This is a genomic window from Microbacterium sp. MMO-35 (assembly GCF_037147555.1).
Taxonomy (GTDB): Bacteria; Actinomycetota; Actinomycetes; order Actinomycetales; family Microbacteriaceae; genus Microbacterium.
In genome coordinates this window covers 35,938-61,772 of sequence record NZ_JBBCVH010000011.1, presented here as the reverse complement: position 1 = coordinate 61,772, position 25,835 = coordinate 35,938, and the positions used below count along the sequence as shown (strand labels likewise).

Genomic DNA, 25,835 nt, shown 5'->3' with positions numbered 1-25,835 from the left:
TCATCTCAGCACTCGATGACGTTGACCGCGAGACCGCCCTCGCTCGTCTCCTTGTACTTCGTCGACATGTCCAGCCCGGTCTGGCGCATGGTCTCCACCACGGCGTCGAGCGAGACGTAGTGCTGCCCGTCGCCGCGCAGGGCGAGCCGCGCCGCGGTCACCGCAGTCGACGCGGCGATCGCGTTGCGCTCGATGCAGGGGATCTGCACGAGTCCCCCGATGGGGTCGCAGGTGAGACCCAGGTGGTGCTCCATCGCGATCTCCGCGGCGTTCTCGATCTGACGGTTGGTGCCGCCCATCACGGCCGTGAGCCCGCCCGCCGCCATCGCGCAGGCGGAGCCGACCTCGGCCTGGCAGCCGCCCTCGGCGCCCGAGATCGACGCGTTCGCCTTGAACAGGGACCCGAGCGCGGTCGCCGTGAGCAGGAACCGGCGGATGCCCCGGCGGCGATTCGCCTCGGCGAGCGCATCGGGATCCTCGATCGCGCCGACCGCGACGAGCGAGGCCTCCGCGCCGAAGCCGAGCAGCGCGCTGCCGACGAGCTCGCCGTAGGGCGTGACGGCGTTGCCCGCACCCAGCCCGGAGTCGGCGAGGAACCGCCACCAGTACATCGCCACGGCGGGCAGGATCCCAGCGGCGCCGTTGGTGGGCGCCGTCACGACCCGCCCTCCCGCCGCGTTCTCCTCGTTCACGGCGAGCGCGAACGCGCCCAGCCACTCGCCGGGCACCGCGGGGTGCCCTTCCGCCTCGACCTCGTCGAGCTGCTCGCGGATCGCCCCTGCGCGGCGCTTGACCTTCAGGATCCCCGGCAGCGTGCCCTCGGCGTGCAGTCCCGCGTCGACACAGGCGGCCATCGTGTTCCAGATCGCGTCGAGCCCGGCCGCGACGTCCTCCTCGCTGCGCAGCGCGGTCTCGTTGCGGCGGGCGAGCTCGGCGATCGTGAGCCCGTTCTCGTCGCACAGCTCCAGCAGCGACGCGGCGTCGCGATAGGCGAACGGGAACGCCGCCTTCTCCAGCGCGCGTCCGGACTCCTCGCCGTCGCGACGGATGAATCCGCCGCCGATCGAGTAGTACGTCTCCTGCGCGAGGTGGATCCCGTCGGCGTCGAGCGCGCGCAGCGTCATGGCGTTGGGGTGGCCGGGCAGACGGGTGCGCGGCTCGAAGGTGATGTCGTCCTTCGCGAAGACGATGTCGTGCGTGCCGTTCAGCGCGAGCGAGGATCCGTCGGTCCAGTCCGCCCAGGCGCGGCGCACGTCGGCCGGGTCGCAGGTCTCGGGGGTGAGGCCGCGCAGGCCAGCGACGACCGCGTCGGGCGTGCCGTGGCCGAGGCCGGTGGCGCCGAGGGATCCGTAGAGCGAGCAGGTGACCCGCGCCACCCGATCCAGCCCGCCGTCCGCGGCGAGCCGGGCGGCGAAGTCGACTCCGGCGCGCATCGGCCCCACGGTATGCGAGCTCGAGGGTCCCACACCGATGGAGAACAGATCGAAGGCCGAGACGTACGCAGTCACCCCTCCAGGGTAGTCCGCGCGGCGGCCCCGGTCGCCGTCGACCGACGCGGGAGCGGGACGGATGGCGCCGCCCGCTCCCGCGAGCTCACGCGGCGCGGGCGAGTTCGGAGAGCCGATCGAACAGCGGGCCGGCGGCAGGGATGTCGATGCCGTAGACCACCCCGACGACCATCGTCCAGGAATAGACGAAGTAGTCCCATCCGTCGACCACACGCAGATCGTCCCTGCGCTGAGATCTCGCATCCGCCAGGAACCGGAGCTCACCGCGATAGTTCATGTCCCACACGACCGCATCGCGCGGGAACGGAGCTACCTCCGACACCGGGGAACCGGGCCGGTCCTTGCCCATACCCGTCGCGTTGACGATGACGGATCCCGAGCCCGCGGAGGCGACCACCCGGTCCGCCTCGGTCGAGGTTCCGGCGACGAGGTACTCCGTGGGGATCGCGAAGCCGATCTCGGCGTGCAGGGAGCGCATCTCGTCCAGCCTCGCCTCCGATCGCGCCGTCACGATCACCCGCGAGGGAACGGGGCGCCCGCTCCGCGCGGCACGGTGCAGTCCCAGGGTGAGTGCGATCGATGCCCCGCCCGCGCCGAGGATGACCAGCTCGCGCGTGCCGTCCCAGTATCCCTCTCCGACCAGGGCATCAAGCCCCAGGAGGCTTGTGCGGTCATCGAGGGCCGCCCCGAGCAGGCGGGCTCCATCCTTGTGGATGCAGCTGGTCTCCTTCAGCAGCTCCGCGGCGTCATCGAGCTCATCGAAGAGATCCCGGGCCGCCGACAGGACATTCAGCTTGTGCGTCGTGATGAGCCCGCCCACCGACTGCGGATCGGCCTTGATCCGCTCGACCGCCTTCCGGTATTCGGCGGCGGGCGCGTCGACCGCGAAGTCCAGTCCGACCAGCTCCGAGTCGATGCCCAGTTCGGCCATCCATCGCGGGAAGATCCTGCGGATCGCCGAAGAGGTGGTGGTCACGCCGAAGAAGGAGAAGGTGGTCGTCATCGGATCATCTCCGAGACGGTGAACGGTGCCCCGAGCACAGGGACGCGCCAGCGCACGTCGTCGACGTCCGCGAGGCGCGAACGGAGCTCTTGCGGGTCGGCCGTGTTGAACTCGAACATGCCCCAGTGGTGGCAGACGAGTGCCGGGATGCCGGCCGCCCTGGTCAGCGCGACGGCCTCGTCGAGGGTGAGGTTGCCGGGAACGCCGTTCCCGTTGCGATGCGCGTCCCGACCGTTCACCGGCAGCAGCGCGAGATCGACGCCGAGCTTCGCGATGAGCTCCTGCTGCCCCGCGTACGGCGCGCAGTCCCCGGAGTGGTAGATGCGCACGCCGCCGATCTCGATCACATAGCCGAGGAACAGGTTCTGCCCATGTCCGTCGACGACGATCTCCTCGTGAGCGGCGGGCACCGCGGTGATCCGGTATCCGGGTGTCGCGAACGACTCCTGCGCGTCGAGTCCGACCAGTCTCGATGCGGGGATGCCACGGCTGACGGCCTTGAGCGCCTCCGAGCGAGGCACGACGAAGAGCGGGTCGGAACTGGACTGCAGGTAGGGGATCGCACCGAGGTCCATGTGATCCGTATGTCCGTGCGTGCACAGGACCGCATCGAGTCCCGCCACGTCCGACGGGTTGACCGGCGGCTCCTGCATGCGCGTGTGCGGGAAGACCTTTCCTCGGTACTTGCCCGCCAGCACATCGCTCAGGTAGGGATCTATGAACAGCAGAGTGTCGCCGTGCCGAATCGCGAAGCCGGCCTGGCCGAGCCACCACAGCACCACGTCCCCGTCGGTGCCCGGCGGATGCGGGAAGCGCGGATCGATCGTGTCGGTCACCATGTCATCTCCGTTCCGGCATCAGACGCCGCCGTCGTAGCGATTCGAGTTGTCGTAGTATCCGCTGGGCACGTAGAGGGTCGGGATCCCCTCCTGCTCGTACATCGCGACGATCTTGCGGTTGTCGTCGGCAGCGAGGGCGGGCTCGTAACCGAGCCTGCGCAGCTGCGCGATCTCGTCGCGCTTGTAGTCGACCGCATGACGGGCCTCGTCATCCTCCTGGGCCGGGCGGCAGATCAGCATGTCCCAGCGGATGCGGTTCTCCTCCAGCCAGGCGCGCGTCGCCGAGGACACATCGTCGACACGTCCGGTGAGGATGAGCACCGCAAGGCCACCGTCGACCGCTCCCGCAAGCGCGCGGCCCGCGGCGATCACCCCGTCCGCTCCGACGCCGGCGTAGAAGCCGGTCCAGTCCGGCTCATCCTGATGCAGGAAGCGCTGCCGGTGCTCGGCGTCCGCGATCACACCGTCGAGATCGAGGAGCACGACCGGTCCCGTGGGCGGCACCTCCGCGCGCGGATGCCAATTACCGGGAAGCCGCGTACTCATGCGAGCGACTCCCGGGCGATCCGCTCGATGCCTGCGGCATCCAGACCGTAGTGCGCATACAGGTGGGTGGGCGGGGCGATGAGGCTGTACTCGTCTCGGATGCCGTGTCGCACGAGCCGCGCTCCGCCGGGTGTCTCGGCGAGCACTTCCGCCACCGCGGATCCGAGGCCGCCGAGGATGTTGTGCTCCTCGACGGTGAGCACGATGCGGGACCGCGCCGCGGCGCGCACCGCGTCCGCATCGAGCGGCTTGATCGTAGCCATGTCGATGACGCCGACCGAGAGCCCGTCGGCGCGCAGTGCCTCGGCGGCCGCAAGGGACGGATGGACCTGGGTGCCGCAGGCGATGATCGTGATGTCGGAGCCCTCGCCGTGCGTGATGGCGCGCCCGAACTCGAACTCCACGTCCTCTGCGTACACCTGAGGGTCCCGGCCACGACTGATCCGGAAGTAGATGGGTTCCGGCCAGGTAGCGCTCGCCCGGATCGCCGCCCGCAGCTGCGGTCCGTCGGCCGGCGACACGACCGTGAGGCCGGCGAGCGCACGCATCGTGGAGATGTCCTCCGTCGCGTGATGACTGGTGCCGTAGAAGCCCAACGAGATGCCGGTGTGGTGGCCGATGAGGCGTACCGGCAGCTTCGTGTACGCCACGTCCATGCGGATCTGCTCGCAGCACAGGAGGGCGAGGAACGACGCGAAGGTCGCGACGAACGGCATCGTTCCGGCGGTGGCCAGCCCCGCAGCGGCGGACACCATGTTCTGTTCGGAGATACCGAACTGGATGAATCGATCAGGATGCCGCCGCGCGAAGGACACGAGGCCGTTGGAGTACTGCAGGTCCGCTGATCCGGCGACGACCGGATGGCCCTGCTCGACGAGGTCGATGAGACCGGCGGAGAGGTGATCCAAGCCGGGGTTCAGCTCGTTCAGCGCCCGATACTGCCACGACTTCGGGTTCAGGGGAGCACTCATGCGGATTCCCCCCTGATCTCCTCGATCGCACGCTGTGCGTCATCGGGCGCGAGGTATCCGAGATGCCAGCCCGGCTCTGTCTCCATGTAGGCCACTCCTTTGCCCTTCCTCGTGTGCGCGATCACGCAGACCGGGGCCGCATCCGCAGGGCGGTCGCGCAGGTCGAGCAGCAGCGACGCCACCGCGTCGGCATCGTGCCCGTCGATCTCACGCACCTCCCAGCCGAACGCCCGCCATTTGTCGGCGAGGGGCTCGATGCCGATGATGTCGTCGACGGCGCCGTCCAGCTGGTATCCGTTGCGATCGACGATCGCCACGAGGCGACCTGCCCGGTGGTGCGCGGCGGACAGGGCGGCCTCCCAGACCTGCCCCTCCTGCATCTCGCCGTCGCCGAGCATCACGTACGCGAAGAAGTCCCGCTGGTGGAAGCGGCCGCCGAGCACCATGCCGAGCCCGTTGGACAGCGCGTGTCCGATCGAACCGGAGCTGAAGTCGATGCCCGGCACCTTGGTCATGTCGGGGTGGTCTCCGAGAGGGCTGCCCAGTCGGGTGTATCCGTCGAGGAGCTCCTTCGGGAAGAAGCCGAGGTCGGCGAGCACAGGGAAGAGCCCCACAGCCGCATGTCCCTTGCCCATGAGGAAGCGATCCCGATCCGGCCAGTCGGGCCGGGCAGGATCAATGCGCATCACGGCGTAGTAGAGGGCGGCGAAGATCTCAGCGCACGAGAAGACACTGCTGTAGTGCCCCGTTCCCGCGATCTCGATGAGACGGATCGTCTCGGTTCGCACGAATCGTGCACGATCCGCGAGCGACACCGGATCGGATACGGGGGTCTGTGACGACTGCGTCTGCATGCGATCATCCTGTTTGAAGTTTTCTCGCCTGTCAAATTAGACTTCGAAGAAATTTCTACGGTGATTCGGATTCACCTCGAGGAGGCAGGGATGTCAGAAGCACGCAGGCGAGCCGTCATCACGGGCGGGGGAACCGGGATCGGAAAGGCCATCGGCGCATTGATCGCCGCAGACGGCTGGGACGTGCTGGCCGTCGGCCTGGCCGCCGACGAGGAGCTGCCCCCGGGCGTGCGGTTCGCCCGGGCCGACATCACGGACAGCGCCGCACTGCGGTCCGCCGTCGGCGACGAACGGCCGGTGCACGCTCTCGTCACCTGCGCGGCCGTGCTGCGCGATCGCGCAGAGTGGGAGCCTGCCACGTTCTCCTCGGTGCTGGACGTGAACGTCACGGCCGCACTCGCCGCCGCCGAGCTCCTCCGCCCCCACCTGGCGGCCGGACGCGGGTCGATCGTGAACTTCGCATCCATGTGGAGCTACTTCGGCACCGCCAACGCTCCCGGGTACGCCGCATCGAAGGGGGCGATCGTGGCCCTCACCCGATCGCAGGCCGTGCGCTACGCCGCCGATGGCGTCCGCGCGAACGCGGTCGTCCCTGGCTGGATCGAGACGCCGATGTCGACGCGCGCCCAGGAGGACCAGGGACGTCGCGCCGCGATCGACGCCAGGATCCCCTTGGGTCGCTGGGGACAGGCCGACGACGTCGCTCGCGCCGTGCGCTTCCTCGTCTCGGAGGACGCCGGCTACATCACCGGCGCACTCCTCAACGTCGACGGCGGCTACTCGATCGCTTGAGAGCCTGTCGAGCGGCCGGCGGGCGACGCGCCCGCCGGCGCCCGCTCGCCGGACCGTTCAGAAGACGACGAGAGTGCGCGCGCCGGTGCCCGCGGCGAGCGCGTCGATTCCGCGGTTGATGTCCGCGAGCGCGATCCTCTCCCCCACGAGCCCTTCGAGCTCGAGGTCGCCGCGCAGATGATCCTCGACGAGCTGGGGGATGTCACGCTGGGGCTCGAGCGATCCGGCGCGCACGCCGTGCACGCCCTTCCCCGAGTGCAGATGCGCGGCCGAGAACTCGATGCGGGCCGCGTCGCCGAAAACCCCGATCGCCCATACCGACCCTCCTCGGGCCGTGGCATCCAGCGCGACCTCCACCAGGCCAGGCGCCCCCACCGCTTCGAACACGTGGTCCGCCCCGCCGTCGACGATCTTCCGCACACGGGCGGCCACGTCCGTCACTGCAGAGGCGTCGATCGTGTGGGTGGCACCGAAACGCGCGCGCGCGAGTTCGAGGCGGTGCGCACTGCGGTCGACCGCGATGATCGCGCCGGCGCCCGACAGCGCAGCGCCCTGGCACACGTTGAGCCCGACGCCGCCGGCGCCGATCACCGCGACCGCGTCCCCGGGCGCGATCCGCGCGACCTTTCGCGCCGATCCCACTCCGGTCGCCACGGCGCACCCCAGCATCGCCGCCAGATCCAGAGGCATGCGCTCGTCGATCGCCGTGACGGCGTTGCGGTGCAGCACCATCTCCTCGGCGAAACCGGCGACGTTGGTCCACTGATGCACCTCGACCCCGTCGATGCTGAGCCGCGGCTCCTGCCCGGCGCCCCGCATGGTCGCCTCCCGGTCCTGGCACATGGCCGGCTGTCCGGCCCGGCACATGCGGCATCGGCCGCAGAACACGACGAAGCACGCGACCACGTGATCCCCCGCCTGCACGTCGTCCACGGCGGAGCCGACCTCCAGGACGACCCCGGATGCCTCGTGACCGAGGACGATGGGCATGGGGCGGCCGACGAGCCCCTGGATCACATGGAGGTCCGAGTGGCAGATCCCGACGGCGGCGGTCCTCACCCGCACTTCGTCCGGCAGGAGTTCCGCGGGAGTTTCGACCTCCCGCACCTCGAGGGGAGCATGGGGCTCATGGAGTACGGCGGCGCGCATCGTGAATCCTTCGTCGTCAACTAGACCGGTAATCATTTCTAGATTATCATTGCCCGTAGAATTTACTTCGATTCTGCCTCACGAGGAAGTGACCTGAAGATGAGCACGACACACGTCATGGCGCTCGACGCCGGCACGGGCAGCGTCCGCGCGATCCTGTTCGCCGAGGACGGCTCGATAACCCGGATCGCCCAGGCCGAGTTCCCCCAGCACTACCCGGAACCGGGATGGGTCGAACATGACGCGGAAGTCATCTGGGAGACGCAGCTCGACGTGGCGCGGCGGGTGCTCGCCGAGTCCGGCGTCCCCGCGTCCGACATCGCCGCGATCGGCATCACCAATCAGCGCGAGACGGTCGTCGTCTGGGACCCGCAGACCGGCGTGCCGATCCACAATGCACTGGTCTGGCAGGATCGCCGCACCGCGGCCGCCTGCGACGATCTCCGCGACGCCGGGTACGCCGAGCTCATCCGCTCGGCGACCGGGTTGCCGATCGACACCTACTTCTCCGGCACGAAGATCGCCTGGATCCTCGACCATGTCGAAGGAGCCCGGGAGCGCGCCGAACGGGGCGAACTGCTGGCGGGGACGATCGACTCCTGGTTGATCTGGAAGCTCACCGACGGCGCACGGCACGTGACCGACTACTCCAACGCATCGCGGTCGATGTGCTTCAACATCCACGACCTCGACTGGGACGACCGGATCCTCGAGCTGCTGCGCGTGCCGCGCTCGATCCTTCCGGAAGTGCGCCCCTCCAGCGAGGTGTACGGCACCACGGGCGAGACCGCCGGATTCGGAGTCGCGATCCCCGTGGCCTCCGCATCGGGCGACCAGCAGTCCGCGCTCTTCGGGCAGGCCTGCTTCACGCCCGGCTCGGTCAAGGCCACGTACGGGACCGGCGGCTCCGTGATGATGAACACGGGCATCACACCGGTGCTCTCCGACGCGGGCCTGATCACGACGATCGCCTGGGGCCTGGACGGCCGCGTGGAATACGCGCTCGAGGGAGTCTTCTTCGCCGTCGGCGTCGCGATGAAGTGGTTGCGCGACGAACTGCGGATCATCGAGGATCTCTCGGAGTCCGCGGCGATCGCGCAGTCCGTTCCCGACACCGCCGGCGTGTACTTCGTGCCCGCGTTCACGGGGCTCGCGTCACCCCACTGGGACCAGTACGCCCGCGCCGGTGTCATGGGCATCACGCCCGGCGCCGGACGGGCGCACATCATCCGCGCGGCACTCGAGTCGATGAGCTACTCCTATCGCGATGTCATCGACGCGATGACGCAGGAGTCCGGCAACCCCTTGCCCGAACTGCGCGTGGACGGCGGCGCAGCCACGAACGACTTCCATCTGCAGTTCCAGGCGGATCAGCTCGGGGTGCCGGTGCAGCGCCCCATCGTCACCGAGTCGACCGCCCGCGGCGCCGCCTTCCTCGCGGGGCTGGCGACCGGCTTCTGGAGCTCCCAGGAACAGCTGCAGGCGTGCATCGAGATCGAACGCACCTTCCTGCCCGCGATGGACGAGGACACCCGGGAGCATCTCTACGCGGGCTGGCGAAAGTCGGTGGAGCGGGCGCGCGACTTCGCCGAGCACTGACCGCTCCGACGCGGGCGGAGAGTGCGCTCAGCGCCTCTCAGCCCGCGTCGGCATGATGGCCGACTGGTAGCTCTCCCGCAGATACGGCTCCGTGTCGTCGAAGAAGCGCGTCGCATAGGTCGCGTAGAGGGTGTCGATGACGAGCAGCTGACCCCACTTCGAGGTGACGGACTCGCCGTAGACGTCCGAGCTCGCCACGGCGCCCGTCGTGAGCAGCAGCGTGTCCGCCAGCTCCGCAAGAGGCGAGTCGACGCCCGAGGTGAGGGCCACGATGTGCGCACCGTGGAGGCGCGCGATCTCCACCGCGTTGATCACCGCGCGGGAGTCGCCCGAGTCGCTGATCGCGATCACGACATCTGTCGGCTTGACCGTGGCGGCGCTCATCGCCTGCGCGGAGTGATCCCGGAAGAACGTGCAGCTCTTGCCTGCACGGGTGAAACGGAGCACGGCGCTCTCGGCGACGGTGGCGGAGGAGCCCATCGCTGCGAAGTACAGCGAGCCGGCATCATGGATCCGGTCCACGACGGCGCTCAACGTCTCCGGGTCGATCCTCTCCGCCGTGCGGGTGAGCGCCTCGATGCTGGCGTGCAGCACCTTCTCTGCCACCGCGGCCTGTCCGTCGTCGCGGAGAATGCCCTCGTAGACCCACTCCGAGCTCGCGGCGGCCGCCGGCGCGCGCGAGTAGATCGCCTGGGCGATCCCGAGCCTCAGCTGGTTGTAGCCCTCGAGATCGAGTTCACGCAGGAAGCGCGAGACGGTCGAGTCCGCGACGCCGGCCTTGCCCGCAAGGCCCGTGATCGACATCGACTGCGCACCCTCGGGGTCTGCCAGGATCACCTCGGCCACGCCACGCAGGGCGGGGCTCATCGAGGCAGCCTTCCGCGAGATCTGATGGAGCAGATTGGTCCCCATGGTCTCACCCTTCACGGGTCGATTCTAGGCCGGACCGGCGCCGGGCCACCCGCCGACGCGGGGCCCGGCGCCGATCGGGCGCCGGATCAGTCGAAAAGGACGACCGACTTCATGCCGTTGCCGGAGGCGGACTGCGCCATGGCGGCGTGGATGTCCTCGACGGCGAAGCGATCCGTGATCACCGGAGAGAGGTCGACCTCGGGGGAGGCCGCCATCGCGACCACGTCGGTGTAGTCGCGCACGCTCGATCCCGTGGTGCCGGTGAGGACCTGCTCGCGATAGTGGAGGGCGTTGACATCGATCGGAGGCCGAGCCTGGTCTCCGAGCCCGGAGAACACATTGATCCTCCCGAGCCGTCCGATGAGATCGGTCGCGCCGGCGATCACCTCGGGCTTGGACACGCAGGTGATGACCACATCCGCGCCCTCGCCTCCGGTGATCCGCAGCACCTCATCGCGCAGATCCTGCTCTGAGACGTTGATCGTGATGTCGGCGCCCATGCGTCGCGCGATCTCCAGCCGGGGCTGGCGCGTGTTCGCCACGATCACGGTCTCCACGCCCTGCTGCTTCGCGAGCAGAGCATGGAAGCACCCGATGGGGCCGGCGCCGACGATCACCACGACGTCGTCCGCCTGCACGTCGACCTTGCGCTGGCCGTGCAGGCAGCACGACATCGGCTCGAGGATCGCGGCTTCCTCGAACGACAGCGCATCCGGGATGTGCACGAGGTTGCCTCGCTCGATCGCGGCGGCCGGCACCCGCATGAACTCCTCGAACCCGCCGTCCATGGTGATGCCGAACGCCTCGTAGTCGGGGCAGAGGTTGTTCAATCCGCGACGGCACAGCTTGCAGCGGCCGCACCCGACGTTCGGCACGACGCACACGCGATCACCGACGCCGTACCCGACCACCTGCTCGCCTGCGCTGACGATCTCGCCTGCGATCTCGTGCCCGAGGACGCGATTCTGTCCCGCCGGCAGCCGGAAATGGCCGTGCTTCATGATCCGCAGATCCGTGCCACAGATGCTCGCCGCGCGTACGCGCAGCAGCACCTCGTCAGCGCCGATCTCGGGCACGGGGATGTCATCGATCTCGATCACGCCGGGGGCGCGGAAGACGGCCGCCTTCATGCGTTCACCCCCGCGGAGAACGAGGCGCCCAGCAATGCGTCGCGCTCTTCACGCGCGGTTGCAGAGACGGCGAACAGAGTCTTGTTCGACCAGTGCGCTCGCTCGACGAGGTCGGTGAACGTCTGCTGGGCGTCCTCGAAGTCGATCACGTGGCTCACCAGGTCGGTGGCGACCACATCGCGTCCGAGATGGGCGATGACCATGTCCCATTCGCTCGCGTCGCGCGGCGTGATCTTGGCGTTCCAGGTGCCGTGCAGCACGAGCTCGCGGCGCAGGATCCGCGACACCGTCTCCTTCGGGAGCAGCGCGTCATCGCGCAGATCGCCCAGCAGGACGACGTGCCCGGAGTGCGCCGCGGCCGAGATCGCCTGCAGGAAGGTGAGCGCCAGGCCGCTCGCCTCCACGGCGATGTCCACCCCGCGACCGCCCGTGAGCTCCGCGGCCTGTTCGTCCGTGGGACCCGCCGTCGCGTCGATGGTCTCGAAACCCAACCGCTCTGCGAGTGCGCGCTTGTGCACATCGACGTCTGCCACGAGCACCCGGGTTACCCCCAGCACACGCAGCCACTGCGCGGCGAACATCCCGATCGGACCGGCCCCGATGACGAGGGCCACCGCGTTCGCACCGATCGGCGCTTTGCGCACCGCGTGCAGCGCGACGCCCGCCGGCTCCACCATCGCCCCTTCGAGCGCGCTCTGGTCGTCCCGGAGCGGGAAGAGATTGCGCTCCGGCACCTGGAGGTACTCCTCGAGGCCGCCGTCGCGCCGGGATCCGAAGTAGTCGTACGACGTGCCGAGGGTGTACTCGCCGATCTCGGACATCGGATCGGCAGGGTCGGGGATGCAGGGGAAGACGGCGACCCGCGTGCCCGCCTTGAGTCGTCCGGACGGGGAGTCCTCGACGAGGGTGGCGGACAGCTCGTGGCCGAGCACGAGCGGAAAACCGTACCCCTTTCCCACTCCGAACCGGAGCACATCGGATCCGCAGACGCCGACGGCGTCGACACGGACGAGAGCGGACGCGACGCCCACGGCTTCGGGCATCGGCACGTCTTCGATGCGGATGTCGCGCACCGCGTGCAGGACGGCGGCCTTCATCGTCAGACCTCCATGCCGTAGCGGTGGGCCTTGTGCGTCGGGTACAGCGCGAACGTGGGGATCGTGACGTCCGGGGTGCGGGTGGCGATGTACAGCGCCGCCTCGGCGACGTTCGACACGTCGATGCAACTGGCGGCGATGCCCTCTGCGATCTCCTTCTCGTCGAGCCATCCATCGGTGTATGCGGGCAGGTCGCCGTCGTAGAGACCCTTGTCGATGATCTCGGTCATCGGGGTGCGTACGTGGGACGGGTTGAGCACCGTCACGCCGATGTTCTTGTCGACGCCCTCGAGGAGGATGTTCTTGGAGAACCCGAGCATGCCGTGCTTGCTCGCGCGGTACGGGCTGTGACCGGGGCCGGAGGCCACGCGCGTCGACGAGGACCCCATGTTGATGATGCGCCCACCGCTGGGCTGCTTCTCCATGATGAGGAAGGCCTCACGGCAGCAGAGGAAGACTCCGGTGAGGTTGGGCCCGATGGTCTTGTTCCACTCCTCCAGCGTGACCTGGGTGACCGGCGGCGCCAGCGAGTCGCGGCCGGCGCTGTTGACGAGCACGTCGAGGCGCCCCCAGCGGTCGACGGTCTCGGCGAAGAAGCGACGCACATCGTCCTCCGAGACGACATCGCCCACGGTGCCGACGACGTCACCGCCGCGCTCGCGGATGTCGGCGACGACCTCGTCGAGCCGAGCTGCGTCGATGTCGATCATCGCGACCCGCGCGCCATTGGCGGCGTACTCGCGGGCGACGGCCTCGCCGATGCCGGAGGCGGCGCCGGTGATCAGCGCGACCTTTCCGACAAGCGCGTCGCCGGGGCGGGGAAGGTAGTCGGGCACCATGGGGTGCTCCTCTCGTTGGTGTGAGGTTGTTTCCGAGGAGAGTATTACTCTAACAGAAATTTCTTCTTTTTTGATGAAGGATAGGGAAAATCCCTCGATGCGCCGAGATGGCCGCCCTGGAGGGCGGCCATCTCGGTCAACCTCCGGTGCCGGCGATCAGCGCCAGGCGATGAGAACCTTGCCGAGCGACTCGCCGCCGTCGACCGCAGCGAAGGCCGCCGCCGCGTCGTCCGAGGGGAAGGGGGTCGTGAGCAGGCGGCGCAGATCCGGCAGGCGACGCACCGCTCGGAAGATCTCGGGGATCTCGTAGCGCTTGAAGATCCACGTGCCGGCGATCCGCACCTCCTTTCGGATCAGATCGACGCCGGGGTCGAACTCCATCGAGCTGTTCGATCCGATCAGGAGTACGGTGCCGTGCGCGCGCACCGCCTGCACGGCCTGCTTCTGCGCACGCGCATTGGCGGAGCACTCGATCACGACCTCGGCTCCCTCGCCCTCCGTGATGCCGCGGATCGTCGACACCGGATCCTGCTGCACCGGATCGATGACCGCGTCGGCGCCGAGCTCCTGCGCGAACGCGCGCCGTGCCCCGATCGGATCCACGCCGATGACCCGGCAGCCGGCTGCGACCGCCGCGATCACGACGCAGAGCCCGACCGCGCCGAGTCCCGTCACGACCACACGGTCCCCCGCGCGTGCACCGCTCTTGCGGAGGCCCGCGATCGCCGTGCCGAAGTTGCAGGCCACGAGCGCCGCCATCGCGTCGTCGATGTCGTCGGGCAGCGGCACGAGCGACGCATCGGGCGCGACCAGCCATTGCGCGTCGGCACCGTGCCGATGGTTTCCGAGCGTCTGACGGTGGGAGCAGAACATCGGCTCGCCGGCGACACAGTGAGCGCAGCGACCCTCGCCGCTGTGGTGGTAGACCATCACCCGCGTGCCGGCAGGCACTCCCCCGGCGACCCCACGATGCACGACTCCCACCGGTTCGTGCCCGGGGACGATCTCCGCACGCCGCCCCAGCGTATCCGGCGTGGAGCGGTAGTGCGGAAGGTCGCTGCCGCAGACGGCGGACATCGTGATCCGCACGAGCGCCTCGTCCGGGCCGGGGGCCGGCACATCGAGATCGACGAGCTCGACGGCGCGATCGCCGAGAAGACGGATGCCGCGCATCCGCAGAGGGAGCTCACCCCCGAGGGCATCCGTGGTCACGATCAGCCCTGATCGACGACGCGGTAGCCCGTGTGGTCCGGGTTGGGCACCAGCGCCCACCCGTCGCCGTCCGCGACCACGATGTTCTTCATCCCGCCGGCGTCCGAGATCACGGCGTAGTCCTGCCCCGCATCGGCCGCATAGCAGAACAGCGTGACGAACGGCTCGTCGCCCACGTTCACACTGCGGTGGACCCAGTGCCCCGGCACGTCCACGGCCTTGCCCGGGGTGAGCTCGATCGCCGAGCTCTGCCCGTCGAGCGTGTCCATCAGCATCACGCCGCGCCCGCTGAGGCAGTAGTAGAGCTCCGCACGATCCGAGACCGCGTGCAGATGTCCGCGGGTGAGCGCGAACTCGTCACCCATGCGTCCGGGCAGCACAGTGCTGGTGCCGACGATCAGAGCACCGGGGCCCTCCTGATAACGGTGATCGTCCACCCAGTACTCGAGACGATCGGCGCCGTGCTCGGAGACAGCAGCCTCCCACGCGGCGCCGTCACGGTAGACGCCCTCCATATCTCCGAGGCGCTTCTCGTAGCGGCGGCTGCGGCCGGTGATGCCGCCGCCCTGTGCGATCTCCAACAGGACGGGCGTGTCGACGACGGGGGTGATGCTCACAGCTGGTCTCCTTCATGTAGTAGAACTACAAGTTTAGAGAAGATTTCGTGGATTCGGCAAGACTCGACTCGTGAATGCCGCGGTTTTCTGTAGTTCTACAGAGTTCTTGCTCTTCTGAGCAACGCAGATGAAGCACGAAGAGGGGCGCTCAGTCGGCGGGCAGCGCCCCCGTCATCACGCCCACGAGGTCGTTCATCGACTGATCCGCCGGAGTCCGCAGCGCGATGCGCCGCCCGAGACGGTGAATGTGGATGTGATCCGAGATCTCGTACACCGAGGGGATGTCGTGGCTGATGAGCACGACCGAGCGACCGGCGTCCCGGATGCTGCGGATGAGGTCCAGCACGCCCTTCGTCTCCCGCACGCCGAGCGCCGCGGTCGGCTCGTCCATGATCACGACGTTGGTGCCGAAGATCGCCGCACGGGCGACCGCGACCGTCTGCCGCTGACCGCCCGAAAGCGTCTCGACCCGCTGAGTGATCGACTGGAGCGTCGAGATGCCGAGATCGTCGAGGCTCTGCTGAGCGTGCTTCTGCATCGCTCGGGAGTCCAGCATCCGCAGCACCGATCCGAGTCCGCCGGAGAATCGCTTCTCGCGGCCGAGGTAGAGATTGGAGGCGATGTCGAGGTCCGGCACCATGGCGAGATCCTGATACACCGTCTCGATCCCGGCGCGCTGCGCGTCCTTCGGGCTCTTGAACGCGACCTCGGCGCCGTTGAGGTAGATCTGCCCGGCATCGGGGATCACGTCCCCGGAGAGCACCTTGATCAGCGAGGACTTGCCCGCGCCGTTGTCTCCGATCACCGACAGGATCTCGCCGCGACGCAGCTCGAAGTCGCTGTCGCGCACCGCGACGACGTGCCCATACTGCTTGCGGATGCCCACCGCCCTGAGCACGACATCGTGCGGCGCACCGCTCGCGGCCACAGCCGTCTCGCCCCGCAGGGCGTTCATGTCAGGCAAGTCGCTCCACCTTCCGTGTGAACTGGTCCAGGGCCACGGCGCCGATGACGAGCGCACCGGTGAGCACCTGTTGGTACAGCGGATCCAGGCCCATCTGCGTGAGACCGGACTGCAGGACGAGCACGATCAGCGTCCCGAAGTAGCTGCCGATCACCGTTCCCCGGCCTCCGAACAACGACGTGCCGCCGATGACGACCGCACTGATGGTGTCGAGGTTCGCCGTTCCGAAGACGTTCGCCGATGTCGCCGGGCTGCGGCCGAAGGCCTGCCAGGCGGCCAGGCCGTAGAGCAGTCCGGCGACGAGGTAGACCACGAGCAGAACACGACGCACGTTGATACCGGTCCGACGCGCGGCGGTCGGGTTGCCGCCGACGGCGTAGACATGCCGACCCCAGGCGGTCCTGGTGAGCGCGAAGTGCAGCACGAGCACCGCGGCGATCACCACGAAGACGCCGACCGTGATCTGGAAGACCCCGAACAGGTATCCGCCGGTACCGAGCACCGTGAGGATGCCCTGCGGCACCACGAGGGTCTGCTGCGAATACAGCCGAGCGCCCGCGGTGAGCATGGTGTACATACCGAGCGTGACGATGAACGCCGGCAGGAGGAACCGCGCGACCAGGAGACCGGAGAGGAAGGCCAGCAGACCGCACAGCAGGAATCCGCACAGCAGGATCAGGATCTGCATCCCGGCGGGCTGCCCCTGCGCGAGCTTGGCCATGACGAGGGCGCCGACGACCAGGATCGCCCCATTGGCGAGGTCGATCCCCGCGGTGAGGATGATCAGCGTCTGACCGAGCGCGAGGGTGCCGATGACGACCGACTGCTGCAGGATCACGGAGAAGTTCTGCGCGCTGAGGAAGGTGCTCGTCGTGAACGAGAAGATCACGACGAGCACGAGAAGGGCGGCGAGGGGACCGAAGAACGGATTGCGCGCGGCGAGTGCGAGCACCTTCACACCGGCGCCGCTCTTGGGCGGCGCCGGCACGCGGATGCCCGCAGTGTCCTCCGAGAAACCCTGCGCGTCCGCCGCGCCGCGCGGAGCGCGGCGGACACGCGAATCGGACGTCGTCATTTGGTGCCCCAGCAGTTGGCCTCGCCCCAGGCCGTGTCCTTGGAGTCCACCCCGTCGACCGCCTTGTCCGTGATGAGCGTCGTGCCGGTGTCGACGTAACCGGACGCGGGCATCTCGGGCTTCGTGCCGTCCTTGATGTACTTGACGGCGGCCTGGATCGACATCTCGGCCATCCGGGCCGGGAACTGCATGACGGTGGCGGTGAACTGCCCGTTCTTGACCGACGCGACGCCGGCGCATCCGCCGTCAATCGAGCCGAGCAGGATCGAGTTCGTCTTCCCGGCGTCGGCGATCGCCGTCGCGCCGCCGGTCCCGGCCGGCTCGTTGATGCTGTACACGACGTTGATGCCCGGGGCCTTCTGCAGCATGTTCTCCATGACCTGCTGGCCCTGACTCTGGTCGCCACCGGTGTCCTGGGCGCCGGCGATCTCGGGGCTGCCCTCCTTCACGCCGAATCCGTCGAGGAAGCCGTTGCGACGCTGGTCGCCGACGCTCACGCCCCGGTGGTAGTCGAGCAGGGCGATCTGCGGCGCCTGTCCGGCGAAGTCCTTGCCGAACGCCGCCTTGACGTACTTGCCGAGCAGGACACCGCCCTGGTAGTTGTCGGTCGCCCAGGTGCCGTACACCGCCTTGTTGCCATCGACCTGGGTGTCCACGGCGAAGGTCGCGACCCCTTGCTTCTGCGCCGCCTCGAGCGCCGGGATGATCGCAGCACTGTCGTTGGGGTCGACGATGATGGCCTTCGCACCACTGGTGATCATGTTCTGGATCGCCGAGACCTGGCTGTCGATGTCGCCGTCGTTCTTGCCCGCAGCGGTGATCAGCGTGACACCCTGCTTCTTCGCCTCCGCCTCCGCCTTCTGCTGCATGAACACCCAGAAGGGGTTCGAGTTGGTCTTGACGATGAAGCCGATCTTGATCTCGCCCGCTGCCCCCGTTCCCATCGAGCCGACGGGCTCGGACGTGCAGGCGGACATGGTGATGGCTGCGAGGGCGATCGCTCCGATCGCGGCGGCGGTTCTCGCCGCCCTGCGGGTGACGCGCATGTGAACTCCTTCTCCGTTGACGAGTGTCGGCGTGCCTCAACGGTCGGGTCCCTTGCCCTCACCATCGTGGTCAACGTCATGAATGTAGCAGGACTACATGCTTTGGGTCAATAGAAGCGGATTGACCACGTTTCAGGCGGAACTTGTCATCTCACCGTAGTCAGGCAACATTCTGACGGCGGGACGGGTGCCCCGCACGCTGCACCGCACGGATGTTCTCGATGCTCGCCGCTCGCTCTGGCGCAGTCCGCCACTCCGGATCGTGGCCCGCTCCGTGACCTAGAAGACGGTCCGGACGATGCCGCCGTCTGCACGCAGCGCCGCACCGTTGAACGCGGAGGAAGCATCGCTCACGAGGAACATGACGATCTGCGCGATCTCATCAGGGTCGATGAGGCGCCCGAGGAGGGACGTCGGCCGATTCTGCGCCATGAAGCGCTGCTCGGCCTGCTCATATCCGTCGTCCGGGTAGAGCTCTTGGACCAGCGCGGCCACGCCGTCGGTGCGGGAGGAACCGGGCAGGAGGGAGTTGACGGTCACCCGCGTGTCCTTGGTCGTCTCCGCGAAGCTCCGCGAGATCGACAACTCCATCGTCTTCGTCGCACTGTAATGCGGCAGCTCCAGGGAGGGCATGACGGCCGCCTCGCTCGCGATGAAGAGCACCCTGCCGCGGTCGCGCTCGAGCATCCCCGGCAAGTAGTGCCGGGTGACCCGGATGCCGGAGAGGATGTTGATCTCGAACAGGCGCAGCCAGTCTTCGTCCGTGGACTCGAGGATGCTCTGCGACTCATAGACGCCGAGGTTGTTGATGAGGATGTCGACGTCGGGAAGCTGTCCGATGACGTGCGCACAGCCCTCACGAGTGCCGCAGTCGCCGACGACGCCGCGGACATCCGCATGAGGATCCTCTGCGCGGATCAGGTCGATCGCGGCCTGAACCGATGTATCGGTTCGCCCGTTGATGTGGACGCTGGCACCCTCCGCCGCCAGGGCTCGAGCCATCTCGAGCCCCAGGCCGCCTGTGGCGGCGGTGACGAGCGCGGTACGTCCGGTGAGCCGGAGGTCCATCGCTCACACCTCCCGGGCCGCGGCAGCGAGGTGCCGCCGGATGAAGGCGTTGGCGTCTGCAGCGACCTGCAGAGGATCGGTCCACGGGTCGCGCCAGATCGCGAGCGCGCCCGCCCAGTCCGATCCGAGGACCTGGGGAGAGAAGCTCTCGAACGTGATGGGCCCCGTGTAGCTCGCGCGGTGCAGTGCGCCGAAGAATGCGTCCCAGTCGACGTTCCCCTCGCCGAGCGGGCCTCGGTTGCTGTCGCTGAGGTGGACATAGCCGATGACGTCAGCGCACGCTTCGATCGCCTGTGGCAGGGAGCCCTCTTCCATGGACATGTGGAACATGTCGGCGTGGACGAAGAGCGCGTCCGGACCAGCGTTGCGCACGACGTGGGCGGCCTGTTCGAGCGTGTTGATGAAGTTGCTCTCGTACCGGTTGAGGGGTTCGAGACCGACGCGAACGCCCTCTTTCCGCGCATGTTCGGCGACACGGGAGTAGACCTCGATCACACGATCCCAGGCCTCAGGGGAGACCGGCCCGGCGTAGCGGTTGATCGCCGAGAATCCGGGGCCGCCCATCGCGGTGGCGCCCATCTCCGCCGAAAGCCGGATGGCGCGCACGAGCCGGGCCTCACCGCGAGCGACTGAAGCCGCGTCGCTGCTGCCGAGGTCCGCCTCGATGGTCCCTGTGACGGCGGAGACCACTCCCAACTCGAATTCTTCAGACATGCGGCGCGCAAGCTCGCTGTCGTGGCGCTCGACATCCTGGATGAGGATCTCGACGTTGTCGTATCCGGCCCGAGCGGCGTTCTCGAACACCCTGCGCGCGTTATCCTCGTCCCACTGTGACGTGAACACGAACATGTGGACGCCCAGCGGATTGGCACTCGCGTCGTCACGCATCTGCGATCTCCCTTGCGGTGTTGTTGATGTGGTCACGGATCTGCATGTATGCCGAGAGTGCGATGCCCGCCGGGTCATCCCACGGGTCCCGCCAGAGCGCGACAGCTCCGGCCCAGTCGGGGCCGAGCACGGCCGGGGAGAAGCTCTCGAACGTGATCGGACCTGTGTAGCGGGCGACCGCGAGAGCCTTGAAGAAGTCGGCCCAGTCCGTGTTCCCCGTGCCGAGCGCACCCCGATGGCTCTCGGCGATGTGGACGTATCCCAGAACATCGGCGACGTCCGCGACGGCATCCGCGAACTTGCCTTCCTCGATGCGCATGTGGAAGAGGTCGGCGTGGACGAAGAGGACGTCGGGTCCCGCATCACGGACGATGCGGGCCGCCTGGCCAAGAGTGTTGACGAAGTTGCTCTCGTAGCGGTTGAGGGCTTCGAGGCCGACTCTCAGACCCATCGAACGAGCACGGTCGGCCACGCGGCCGTAGATCTCGATGGCACGGTCCATCGCCGCCGGCGCTGGCGGCTCCGTGTAGCGGTTGACGGCCGAGAAGCCGGGCCCGCTGATGAAGGGCGAGCCCATGGCGGCGGCGTGATCGAGGCACTGGTGGAGGAGCCTCTCGGATCTGGCGACGACCTCGAGGTCGGCGCTGCCCATGTCCGCGGCGAGGTTGCCCGCCATGGTCGTGATGACCCCGATCCCGTACTCCTCCTGGAGGCGCCGGGAGAAGGCGGTGTCGATGTCATCGGCGTCCATGATGAGGCACTCGATCCAGTCGTAGCCGATCTCCTGGGCGGTCTCGAAGACCGGGCGGACGCTCTCCTCCGACCATGTCGGGGTGAAGACGAGCGAATGGATTCCGATCGTGTTCACGACGCCTCCCGCACCTGCGCCTGGGCTCCCGAAGATCTGAAGAACGGCAGGAGCGACGTCAGCTTGTTCCGCCAGATGTCGAGGGCGACGGCGAGCAGGATGATCGCGCCGATGGTGATCGACTGCACCGAGGTCGACACGGCATTGAGATTGAGGCCGTTCTGGACGACGACGATGATCAGAGTCCCGACGAGGGTGTTGAGAACGTGTCCCCGTCCGCCGGCCAGACTTGCTCCACCGACGACCGCGCCCGCGATCGCCTGCAGCTCGAGTCCCGCACCGTAGTTCGGCGAACCGGAGTTGAGGCGTGCGGCGAGAAGGACGGCGCCGATGCCTGCGGTGATGCCCGCGATCACGAAGGCGCTCATGCGCACCCGCTGCACCTTGATGCCGGAGAGCCGGGCCGCCGCCTGATTGCCGCCGATGGCGTAGATCTCGCGCCCGAACTTCGTGCGGTTCATCATGAGCGTCGCCGCGGTGTACAGGACGACGACGTAGATGAACGGAAGGGGGATCCCGAAGAGCGTGCCGTAGAACAGGTTGCTCAGGTCATCGGAGAGCGAGAAGATCGGCGAGCCGGGCGGGACGATCAGCGCCATGCCCTTGAAGGCGCTGAGCCCGGCAAGCGTGACGATGAAGGAGGGGATCCGCAGATAGGCGACGAGCCCTCCGTTGAGAGCGCCCAAGAGCGCTCCCAACCCCACAGTGATGAGGATCGCGAGCCAGAGGGGCTGGCCGTTGAGCTGGATCGACATCGCGAGCACCATCGTGAGAAGCGCGATCATGGACCCCGGGCTGAGATCGATCCCCCCGGTGATGATGACGACCGTGGCACCGAGCGCGACGACCGACAGGACCGCCACCTGCAACGCGATGTTCCGGAAGTTCTCTGCGGCGAGGAAGGTCGGGGTCGTGATCGCGACGAACGCGACGATGACGGCGAGGGCCACGAGTGGGCCGAGGAATTCGGCGATGCTCGAGCGTTTCATAGTGGGTCACTTTCCGTTCGGTCCGAGACGTGCTCCGTCTCGGAGGCGCTGACGAGATCGGCCGGAGAGACGTCAGCGACGGGGCGCACATCGGTGATGACGCCGTGGTGGACAAGGGCGACGCGGTCGCTCATCCCCAGAAGCTCGTCGTGGGCCGAGCTGATGAGGATGACCGACTTGCCTGCTTTCGTCAGTCGATTGATGAGGCGGTAGACGGCAAGCCGCGCACCGACGTCGATCCCCTGTGTGGGTTCATCGAAGATGACGACTTGCGCGTCGCGGAAGAGCCAGCGCGCGATGAGCACCTTCTGCTGGTTCCCGCCGGAGATGAGGTTGACGGCCTTCGTCGCGGCGCTCTTCGTGATGTCGAGCTGCGCGATGTAGTCCTGCGTCACCTGGCGTTCGCGCCTGTGGCTGAAAAGCAGACCGGGTGCCACGCCTGCGATGCTGGCTGCTGTGATGTTGGGGCCGGCGGCGAAGTTGAAGAAGAGCCCTTCGGACTTGCGGTTCTCCGGGACGAGCGCGATGCCGGCGCGGATCGCATCCGTGGGATTGCGCATGCGCAACGGTCTGCCGTCGACGATGATCTCGCCGGAGAGGAGACGGTCCACGCCGAACACGGCCCGCGCGATCTCGGTGCGTCCGGCTCCGATGACTCCGCCGAGGCCGAGGACCTCGCCTCTACGCAGGGTGAAGCTCGCGTCCCTGACCCGGTGGCGGGTGCGCAGACCACGTGCTTCGAGGACGACTTCCTCCGTCGCGTTGTCTTCCTTGGGGAACTGATCCTCCAGCGCCGTGCCGATCATCGTCGAGACGATGGACTCGACGTCCTTCGGCGTCTGCCCGGGCGAGCTCACCACTCGTCCGTCCTTCATGATCGTGAAGTCGTCGACGAGGGCGACCACTTCGTCGAGCCGGTGCGAGATGTAGAGGATCGCGACACCGCGGCCGGCCATGCGCCGGAGGAAGTCGAGGAGGGTCTCGACCTCCTCCTTGCCGAGCGCCGTCGTCGGCTCATCGAGGATGAGGAGCTCAGCATCCTGGGCGAGAGCCTTGGCGACCTCTACAAGCTGCTGCTCGGCGACGGAGAGACTTCCGACCTTGGCGTGGACATCGATGTCCAGGGCGAGTTCGGACAGGATCTTCTCGGCCTCACGGTCGATGCGGGCCCAGTCGACGAACCCGCCGAAGCGCAGCGGGTGACGCCCCATGAAGATGTTCTCCGCGACCGAGGCTTCGGGAATGAGGGAGAACTCCTGATAGACGGTGGCGACGCCCGCGGCGCTGGCGGCGGACGGGCTCGACAGTGCGATCGCCTTGCCCTTGTGCAGGATCTCGCCGCTGTCAGGACTCTGAACTCCGGAGAGGATCTTGATGAGGGTCGACTTGCCGCAGCCGTTCTCGCCGAGAAGGCCGTGGACGCGACCTGCTGTCAGCGTGAGACTCACGCCGTCGTTGGCCACGACACCGGGGAAAGTCTTCGTGATGTTCCTCAGTTCCCACAAGGGTGTGGCCGGGGGCGACGCTGCCTGCGACGACTCGACTGCCACGGCTCAGTACTTCTTCGACGGAGCCGGGTAGAGATCGGACGGGTGCCGAAGAATCGACAGCGCATTCTTCGACGTCACGATCTCGGTCGGCCCGTTGACGTAGCCGCCCTCGGTCTTCGCGTTGAGGAGATCGATGACGAACTGACCGGCGGCGCGCCCCATCTCGACGGGACTCGTGTTCGTCGTCGCGGTGACGCCCTGGTTGTTGGCGATGCTCTCGATCGCGGCCGTGTCTCCGTCGTAGCCGAGGATCGTGAGGTCGGTGCGGCCGAGGCTTCGGGCGGCAAGCGCGGCACCTTCGGCCATGTAGTCGTTCGCGGCGAAGAGCACCTGGATGTCAGGGTGCGCCTGGAGGAGGTCCATGGCGGCCGTGTTGCCCTTGTCGACGCTCCACCCGCCGTTGACGCGGCTGACGATCTTCCAGGCGCTGCCGGCGATGCCGTCCTCGAAGCCGCCCGCGCGCTCCGTCGCAAGGTAGCTCGGCTCGCCGTCGAGGACGCCGACCTTGCGAGCCTTTCCGTCGACGGAGTCGATGGCCCATTTGGCGAGGGCCTTGTTCGCCGCGCGCTGCTTGACGCCGACGACGCCGTGGACAGGAGTCGGGTAGTTGGGTATGTCGGAGTTCACGATCAGGACGAGCTTGCCTGCCTCGACGGCGCGCTTGACGAGCGGCGCGAGCGAGTGCTCGTCGAAGCTGATGAGCACGATCGCGTCGACGTCGGCGCGAGCGGTGACGTCCTGCAGCATTCCGATCTGGGCGGCCTGGTCGCTGCCGGAGTAGGGGGAGAGCATGAACGACTTCGCCCCGGGAACGGTCTTCAGCCCCTCGAAGAGCGCCACGTGGTAGTTGAACTCCGTGCCCATCGGAAGGTATGCGATGTTCGGAGTCCCGCCCTTGAACGTCACGGTGTCCAGGCCGGCCTGCGATCCGGCGTCGAGCGCAGTAGGAGCCGTATAGGTGATCGGCTTGGTCGGCGTCTCGATGTCCGGCGTCTGGGTGCCGGACGGGGTGCCGCCTTTCGTGGTGCCGCACGCACTGAGCGCCACGACGCCCGTGCCTAACAGTGCGAATGAGGCGATGAAATGACGCCTCGAGAAAGTGGCTGACATGAGGGCCTCCAGATGAGTCGTGCGCAGATCGCGCGGGAGTGGGTACGAGGAGGCATGCGAACTGGCGAAATCTCCTCGGTGGATGAAGAATGCCACAGAAGCTTCTGTCTCACAATGTTAAATAAAAGAAAATTCTTCGACATCGGACGACATCCTCACGACGCGGGCCGATCCTCACCTCATGACGGACAGCTGGGGCCTGGCCTCCTGGTCAGGCAGTCTCGTCGTCGCTCCGGAACTGCGCCAGCGCACGCTTCATCGCGCGGATGTCTTCGACATGAGCGGGCCCGCGACGCATGGCGACGACCGTCGCAAGGACGTCGACGACCACGAGCGCGGCAAGCCGGCTCACCGCCGGCGTGACGGTGTTCGTGTCCTCGAAGGTCCGCACGATCAGCGAGATGTCGCTGCGCTCGGACAGGGGCGACTCGTCTCCGGTGATCCCGATCACCGTCATCCCCCGCTCTCGCGCATGATCGACGACCTGGAGCACGAGCCCCGTCCGCCCGGTGTTGGAGATCGCGACCACGACGGTGCCCGGATCGTTCGTCATCGCCGCCATGAACTGCTGATGCGGATCCTCCGGCGCCGAGCAGGGGATTCCGAAGAGAGCAGCCTTCTGCTCCGCGTCTTTCGCGATCACCGCCGACGCGCCGTAGCCGACGAAGAGCAACGAGGTCGCCCCGAGGATCGCGTCGGATGCTGCAGCGAGCGCATCGGTGTCGAGATACCGACGCGCGCGGTCGAGGCTCGAGATGCTGTGATCGAAGGTCTTGCGGGACACGGTCGCGATGTCGTCGTCCGCGCGAAGCGCCGAGTGCGTGACGGGGATCCCGAGTGCGAGCGCCTGCGCCAGCGCCAGCTTGAACGACTGGAAACCGTCGAATCCGAGACTCGTGCTGAAGCGCATCACCGTCGGCTCGCTCACCGACGCCGCCTCGGCGACGACGGCCATCGGCGATTCGACTACGAAGTGCGGGTTGTCCAGGACCAGCGCGGCAACCTTCTGCTCCGACTTGCGCAGTCCCGTCAGCTCACCCGACAGGCGCTCCAGCACAGAGGCTCCTTGAGCTCCCCGGTCCTCGCTCTCGACGATCGCCATGCCGTTCTCCGATCTGCTCAAGCAGGCCGACGCGTGCGCGCCCCTCGGCCGACGCCGAGATCTCCCCGCAGGTTCGAGGGTAGTAGGCCTACAGCATCCTCGATGAT

Annotated in this window: 26 protein-coding genes; 3 read left to right on the top strand and 23 right to left on the bottom strand. The window is 67.8% G+C overall.

Going from position 1 to position 25,835, the window contains the following annotated elements; genetic code table 11:
* Positions 1–5: 5 nt before the first annotated feature.
* From WFJ01_RS17280 to WFJ01_RS17255, 6 genes are all read right to left on the bottom strand, one after another.
* The gene (locus WFJ01_RS17280) at positions 6–1,508 is read right to left on the bottom strand and encodes an L-serine ammonia-lyase, iron-sulfur-dependent, subunit alpha (protein WP_292886492.1); all 1,503 of its coding nucleotides are present in this window, start codon (positions 1,506–1,508) and stop codon (positions 6–8) included.
* Positions 1,509–1,593: 85 nt separating this feature from the next.
* Entirely contained in the window at positions 1,594–2,511 is a 918-nt protein-coding gene (locus tag WFJ01_RS17275) for a shikimate dehydrogenase family protein (protein ID WP_251439061.1), read from the bottom strand.
* The gene (locus tag WFJ01_RS17270; protein ID WP_336629814.1) at positions 2,508–3,350 is read right to left on the bottom strand and encodes an MBL fold metallo-hydrolase; all 843 of its coding nucleotides are present in this window, start codon (positions 3,348–3,350) and stop codon (positions 2,508–2,510) included. Before WFJ01_RS17270 ends, WFJ01_RS17275 begins: the two co-directional genes overlap by 4 nt.
* 18 nt (positions 3,351–3,368) lie before the next feature.
* A complete protein-coding gene (locus WFJ01_RS17265) occupies positions 3,369–3,896 on the bottom strand; it encodes a phosphatase domain-containing protein (RefSeq protein ID WP_251439064.1) in 528 nt (175 codons plus the stop codon).
* Positions 3,893–4,867, bottom strand: coding sequence for a transketolase family protein (locus WFJ01_RS17260; RefSeq protein WP_251439066.1), 975 nt, complete (start codon positions 4,865–4,867; stop codon positions 3,893–3,895). The genes WFJ01_RS17265 and WFJ01_RS17260 overlap by 4 nt, the downstream gene beginning before the upstream one ends.
* On the bottom strand, positions 4,864–5,721 hold the full coding sequence (locus tag WFJ01_RS17255) for a transketolase (protein WP_251439067.1): 858 nt from the start codon (positions 5,719–5,721) through the stop codon (positions 4,864–4,866). Before WFJ01_RS17255 ends, WFJ01_RS17260 begins: the two co-directional genes overlap by 4 nt.
* Before the next feature lie 90 nt (positions 5,722–5,811).
* Between WFJ01_RS17255 and WFJ01_RS17250 the strand changes: the two genes are divergently transcribed.
* Entirely contained in the window at positions 5,812–6,513 is a 702-nt protein-coding gene (locus WFJ01_RS17250; RefSeq protein WP_336629813.1) for an SDR family NAD(P)-dependent oxidoreductase, read from the top strand.
* Positions 6,514–6,570: 57 nt separating this feature from the next.
* On the opposite strand, the gene WFJ01_RS17245 is transcribed toward WFJ01_RS17250, so the two are convergent.
* A complete protein-coding gene (locus tag WFJ01_RS17245) occupies positions 6,571–7,530 on the bottom strand; it encodes a zinc-binding dehydrogenase (protein WP_336629823.1) in 960 nt (319 codons plus the stop codon).
* A gap of 12 nt (positions 7,531–7,542) precedes the next feature.
* Between WFJ01_RS17245 and WFJ01_RS17240 the strand changes: the two genes are divergently transcribed.
* Positions 7,543–7,686 (top strand): hypothetical protein, encoded by a 144-nt coding sequence (locus WFJ01_RS17240; protein ID WP_292886838.1) that lies wholly within the window; start codon positions 7,543–7,545, stop codon positions 7,684–7,686.
* 75 nt (positions 7,687–7,761) lie between these two features.
* A complete protein-coding gene (glpK, locus tag WFJ01_RS17235; RefSeq protein ID WP_251439072.1) occupies positions 7,762–9,261 on the top strand; it encodes a glycerol kinase GlpK in 1,500 nt (499 codons plus the stop codon).
* Positions 9,262–9,288: 27 nt separating this feature from the next.
* Here glpK and WFJ01_RS17230 read toward each other — a convergent pair whose 3' ends face one another.
* From WFJ01_RS17230 to WFJ01_RS17155, 16 genes are all read right to left on the bottom strand, one after another.
* Positions 9,289–10,188: a MurR/RpiR family transcriptional regulator gene (locus WFJ01_RS17230; RefSeq protein ID WP_251439074.1), complete on the bottom strand. Its 900-nt coding sequence runs from the start codon at positions 10,186–10,188 to the stop codon at positions 9,289–9,291.
* A 71-nt stretch (positions 10,189–10,259) separates the two neighbouring features.
* Entirely contained in the window at positions 10,260–11,303 is a 1,044-nt protein-coding gene (locus WFJ01_RS17225) for a zinc-dependent dehydrogenase (protein WP_251439076.1), read from the bottom strand.
* On the bottom strand, positions 11,300–12,400 hold the full coding sequence (locus tag WFJ01_RS17220) for a galactitol-1-phosphate 5-dehydrogenase (protein ID WP_292886511.1): 1,101 nt from the start codon (positions 12,398–12,400) through the stop codon (positions 11,300–11,302). Before WFJ01_RS17220 ends, WFJ01_RS17225 begins: the two co-directional genes overlap by 4 nt.
* A gap of 2 nt (positions 12,401–12,402) precedes the next feature.
* Positions 12,403–13,239 carry an SDR family oxidoreductase gene (locus tag WFJ01_RS17215; RefSeq protein ID WP_251439080.1) on the bottom strand — a complete coding sequence of 279 codons (837 nt, stop codon included), beginning with the start codon at positions 13,237–13,239 and terminating at the stop codon, positions 12,403–12,405.
* 156 nt (positions 13,240–13,395) lie between these two features.
* Positions 13,396–14,451 carry a zinc-binding dehydrogenase gene (locus WFJ01_RS17210; RefSeq protein ID WP_292886515.1) on the bottom strand — a complete coding sequence of 352 codons (1,056 nt, stop codon included), beginning with the start codon at positions 14,449–14,451 and terminating at the stop codon, positions 13,396–13,398.
* Between the two features lie 2 nt (positions 14,452–14,453).
* Complete coding sequence (locus WFJ01_RS17205) at positions 14,454–15,068, bottom strand: glucose-6-phosphate isomerase family protein (protein ID WP_251439083.1); 615 nt, start codon at positions 15,066–15,068, stop codon at positions 14,454–14,456.
* A gap of 148 nt (positions 15,069–15,216) precedes the next feature.
* On the bottom strand, positions 15,217–16,023 hold the full coding sequence (locus tag WFJ01_RS17200) for an ATP-binding cassette domain-containing protein (RefSeq protein ID WP_251439383.1): 807 nt from the start codon (positions 16,021–16,023) through the stop codon (positions 15,217–15,219).
* Between the two features lies 1 nt (position 16,024).
* The gene (locus WFJ01_RS17195) at positions 16,025–17,107 is read right to left on the bottom strand and encodes an ABC transporter permease (RefSeq protein WP_251439085.1); all 1,083 of its coding nucleotides are present in this window, start codon (positions 17,105–17,107) and stop codon (positions 16,025–16,027) included.
* The gene (locus WFJ01_RS17190; protein WP_336629812.1) at positions 17,104–18,153 is read right to left on the bottom strand and encodes a substrate-binding domain-containing protein; all 1,050 of its coding nucleotides are present in this window, start codon (positions 18,151–18,153) and stop codon (positions 17,104–17,106) included. Before WFJ01_RS17190 ends, WFJ01_RS17195 begins: the two co-directional genes overlap by 4 nt.
* Before the next feature lie 279 nt (positions 18,154–18,432).
* Positions 18,433–19,221, bottom strand: a complete 789-nt coding sequence (locus WFJ01_RS17185) for an SDR family NAD(P)-dependent oxidoreductase (protein ID WP_292886522.1) — start codon at positions 19,219–19,221, stop codon at positions 18,433–18,435.
* A 3-nt stretch (positions 19,222–19,224) separates the two neighbouring features.
* Positions 19,225–20,109: a sugar phosphate isomerase/epimerase family protein gene (locus tag WFJ01_RS17180; protein ID WP_292886524.1), complete on the bottom strand. Its 885-nt coding sequence runs from the start codon at positions 20,107–20,109 to the stop codon at positions 19,225–19,227.
* Positions 20,102–20,977: a sugar phosphate isomerase/epimerase family protein gene (locus WFJ01_RS17175; protein WP_292886527.1), complete on the bottom strand. Its 876-nt coding sequence runs from the start codon at positions 20,975–20,977 to the stop codon at positions 20,102–20,104. Before WFJ01_RS17175 ends, WFJ01_RS17180 begins: the two co-directional genes overlap by 8 nt.
* Positions 20,974–21,966: an ABC transporter permease gene (locus tag WFJ01_RS17170; RefSeq protein WP_292886530.1), complete on the bottom strand. Its 993-nt coding sequence runs from the start codon at positions 21,964–21,966 to the stop codon at positions 20,974–20,976. The genes WFJ01_RS17175 and WFJ01_RS17170 overlap by 4 nt, the downstream gene beginning before the upstream one ends.
* Positions 21,963–23,429 (bottom strand): sugar ABC transporter ATP-binding protein, encoded by a 1,467-nt coding sequence (locus WFJ01_RS17165; RefSeq protein WP_336629811.1) that lies wholly within the window; start codon positions 23,427–23,429, stop codon positions 21,963–21,965. The genes WFJ01_RS17170 and WFJ01_RS17165 overlap by 4 nt, the downstream gene beginning before the upstream one ends.
* 90 nt (positions 23,430–23,519) lie before the next feature.
* Positions 23,520–24,563: a sugar ABC transporter substrate-binding protein gene (locus tag WFJ01_RS17160; RefSeq protein ID WP_251439099.1), complete on the bottom strand. Its 1,044-nt coding sequence runs from the start codon at positions 24,561–24,563 to the stop codon at positions 23,520–23,522.
* Between the two features lie 274 nt (positions 24,564–24,837).
* On the bottom strand, positions 24,838–25,728 hold the full coding sequence (locus WFJ01_RS17155; RefSeq protein WP_251439101.1) for a MurR/RpiR family transcriptional regulator: 891 nt from the start codon (positions 25,726–25,728) through the stop codon (positions 24,838–24,840).
* Positions 25,729–25,835 lie beyond the last annotated feature (107 nt).

Excerpts from the sequence above, each read along its gene's own strand:
- WFJ01_RS17275 (WP_251439061.1), bottom strand. The coding sequence starts at position 2,511 with ATGACGACCACCTTCTCCTTCTTCGGCGTGACCACCACCTCTTCGGCG.
- WFJ01_RS17270 (WP_336629814.1), bottom strand. The coding sequence starts at position 3,350 with ATGGTGACCGACACGATCGATCCGCGCTTCCCGCATCCGCCGGGCACC.
- WFJ01_RS17265 (WP_251439064.1), bottom strand. The coding sequence starts at position 3,896 with ATGAGTACGCGGCTTCCCGGTAATTGGCATCCGCGCGCGGAGGTGCCG.
- WFJ01_RS17260 (WP_251439066.1), bottom strand. The coding sequence starts at position 4,867 with ATGAGTGCTCCCCTGAACCCGAAGTCGTGGCAGTATCGGGCGCTGAAC.
- WFJ01_RS17255 (WP_251439067.1), bottom strand. The coding sequence starts at position 5,721 with ATGCAGACGCAGTCGTCACAGACCCCCGTATCCGATCCGGTGTCGCTC.
- WFJ01_RS17250 (WP_336629813.1), top strand. The coding sequence starts at position 5,812 with ATGTCAGAAGCACGCAGGCGAGCCGTCATCACGGGCGGGGGAACCGGG.
- glpK (WP_251439072.1), top strand. The coding sequence starts at position 7,762 with ATGAGCACGACACACGTCATGGCGCTCGACGCCGGCACGGGCAGCGTC.
- WFJ01_RS17225 (WP_251439076.1), bottom strand. The coding sequence starts at position 11,303 with ATGAAGGCGGCCGTCTTCCGCGCCCCCGGCGTGATCGAGATCGATGAC.
- WFJ01_RS17220 (WP_292886511.1), bottom strand. The coding sequence starts at position 12,400 with ATGAAGGCCGCCGTCCTGCACGCGGTGCGCGACATCCGCATCGAAGAC.
- WFJ01_RS17215 (WP_251439080.1), bottom strand. The coding sequence starts at position 13,239 with ATGGTGCCCGACTACCTTCCCCGCCCCGGCGACGCGCTTGTCGGAAAG.
- WFJ01_RS17200 (WP_251439383.1), bottom strand. The coding sequence starts at position 16,023 with ATGAACGCCCTGCGGGGCGAGACGGCTGTGGCCGCGAGCGGTGCGCCG.
- WFJ01_RS17195 (WP_251439085.1), bottom strand. The coding sequence starts at position 17,107 with ATGACGACGTCCGATTCGCGTGTCCGCCGCGCTCCGCGCGGCGCGGCG.
- WFJ01_RS17190 (WP_336629812.1), bottom strand. The coding sequence starts at position 18,153 with ATGCGCGTCACCCGCAGGGCGGCGAGAACCGCCGCCGCGATCGGAGCG.
- WFJ01_RS17185 (WP_292886522.1), bottom strand. The coding sequence starts at position 19,221 with ATGGACCTCCGGCTCACCGGACGTACCGCGCTCGTCACCGCCGCCACA.
- WFJ01_RS17180 (WP_292886524.1), bottom strand. The coding sequence starts at position 20,109 with ATGCGTGACGACGCGAGTGCCAATCCGCTGGGCGTCCACATGTTCGTG.
- WFJ01_RS17170 (WP_292886530.1), bottom strand. The coding sequence starts at position 21,966 with ATGAAACGCTCGAGCATCGCCGAATTCCTCGGCCCACTCGTGGCCCTC.
- WFJ01_RS17155 (WP_251439101.1), bottom strand. The coding sequence starts at position 25,728 with ATGGCGATCGTCGAGAGCGAGGACCGGGGAGCTCAAGGAGCCTCTGTG.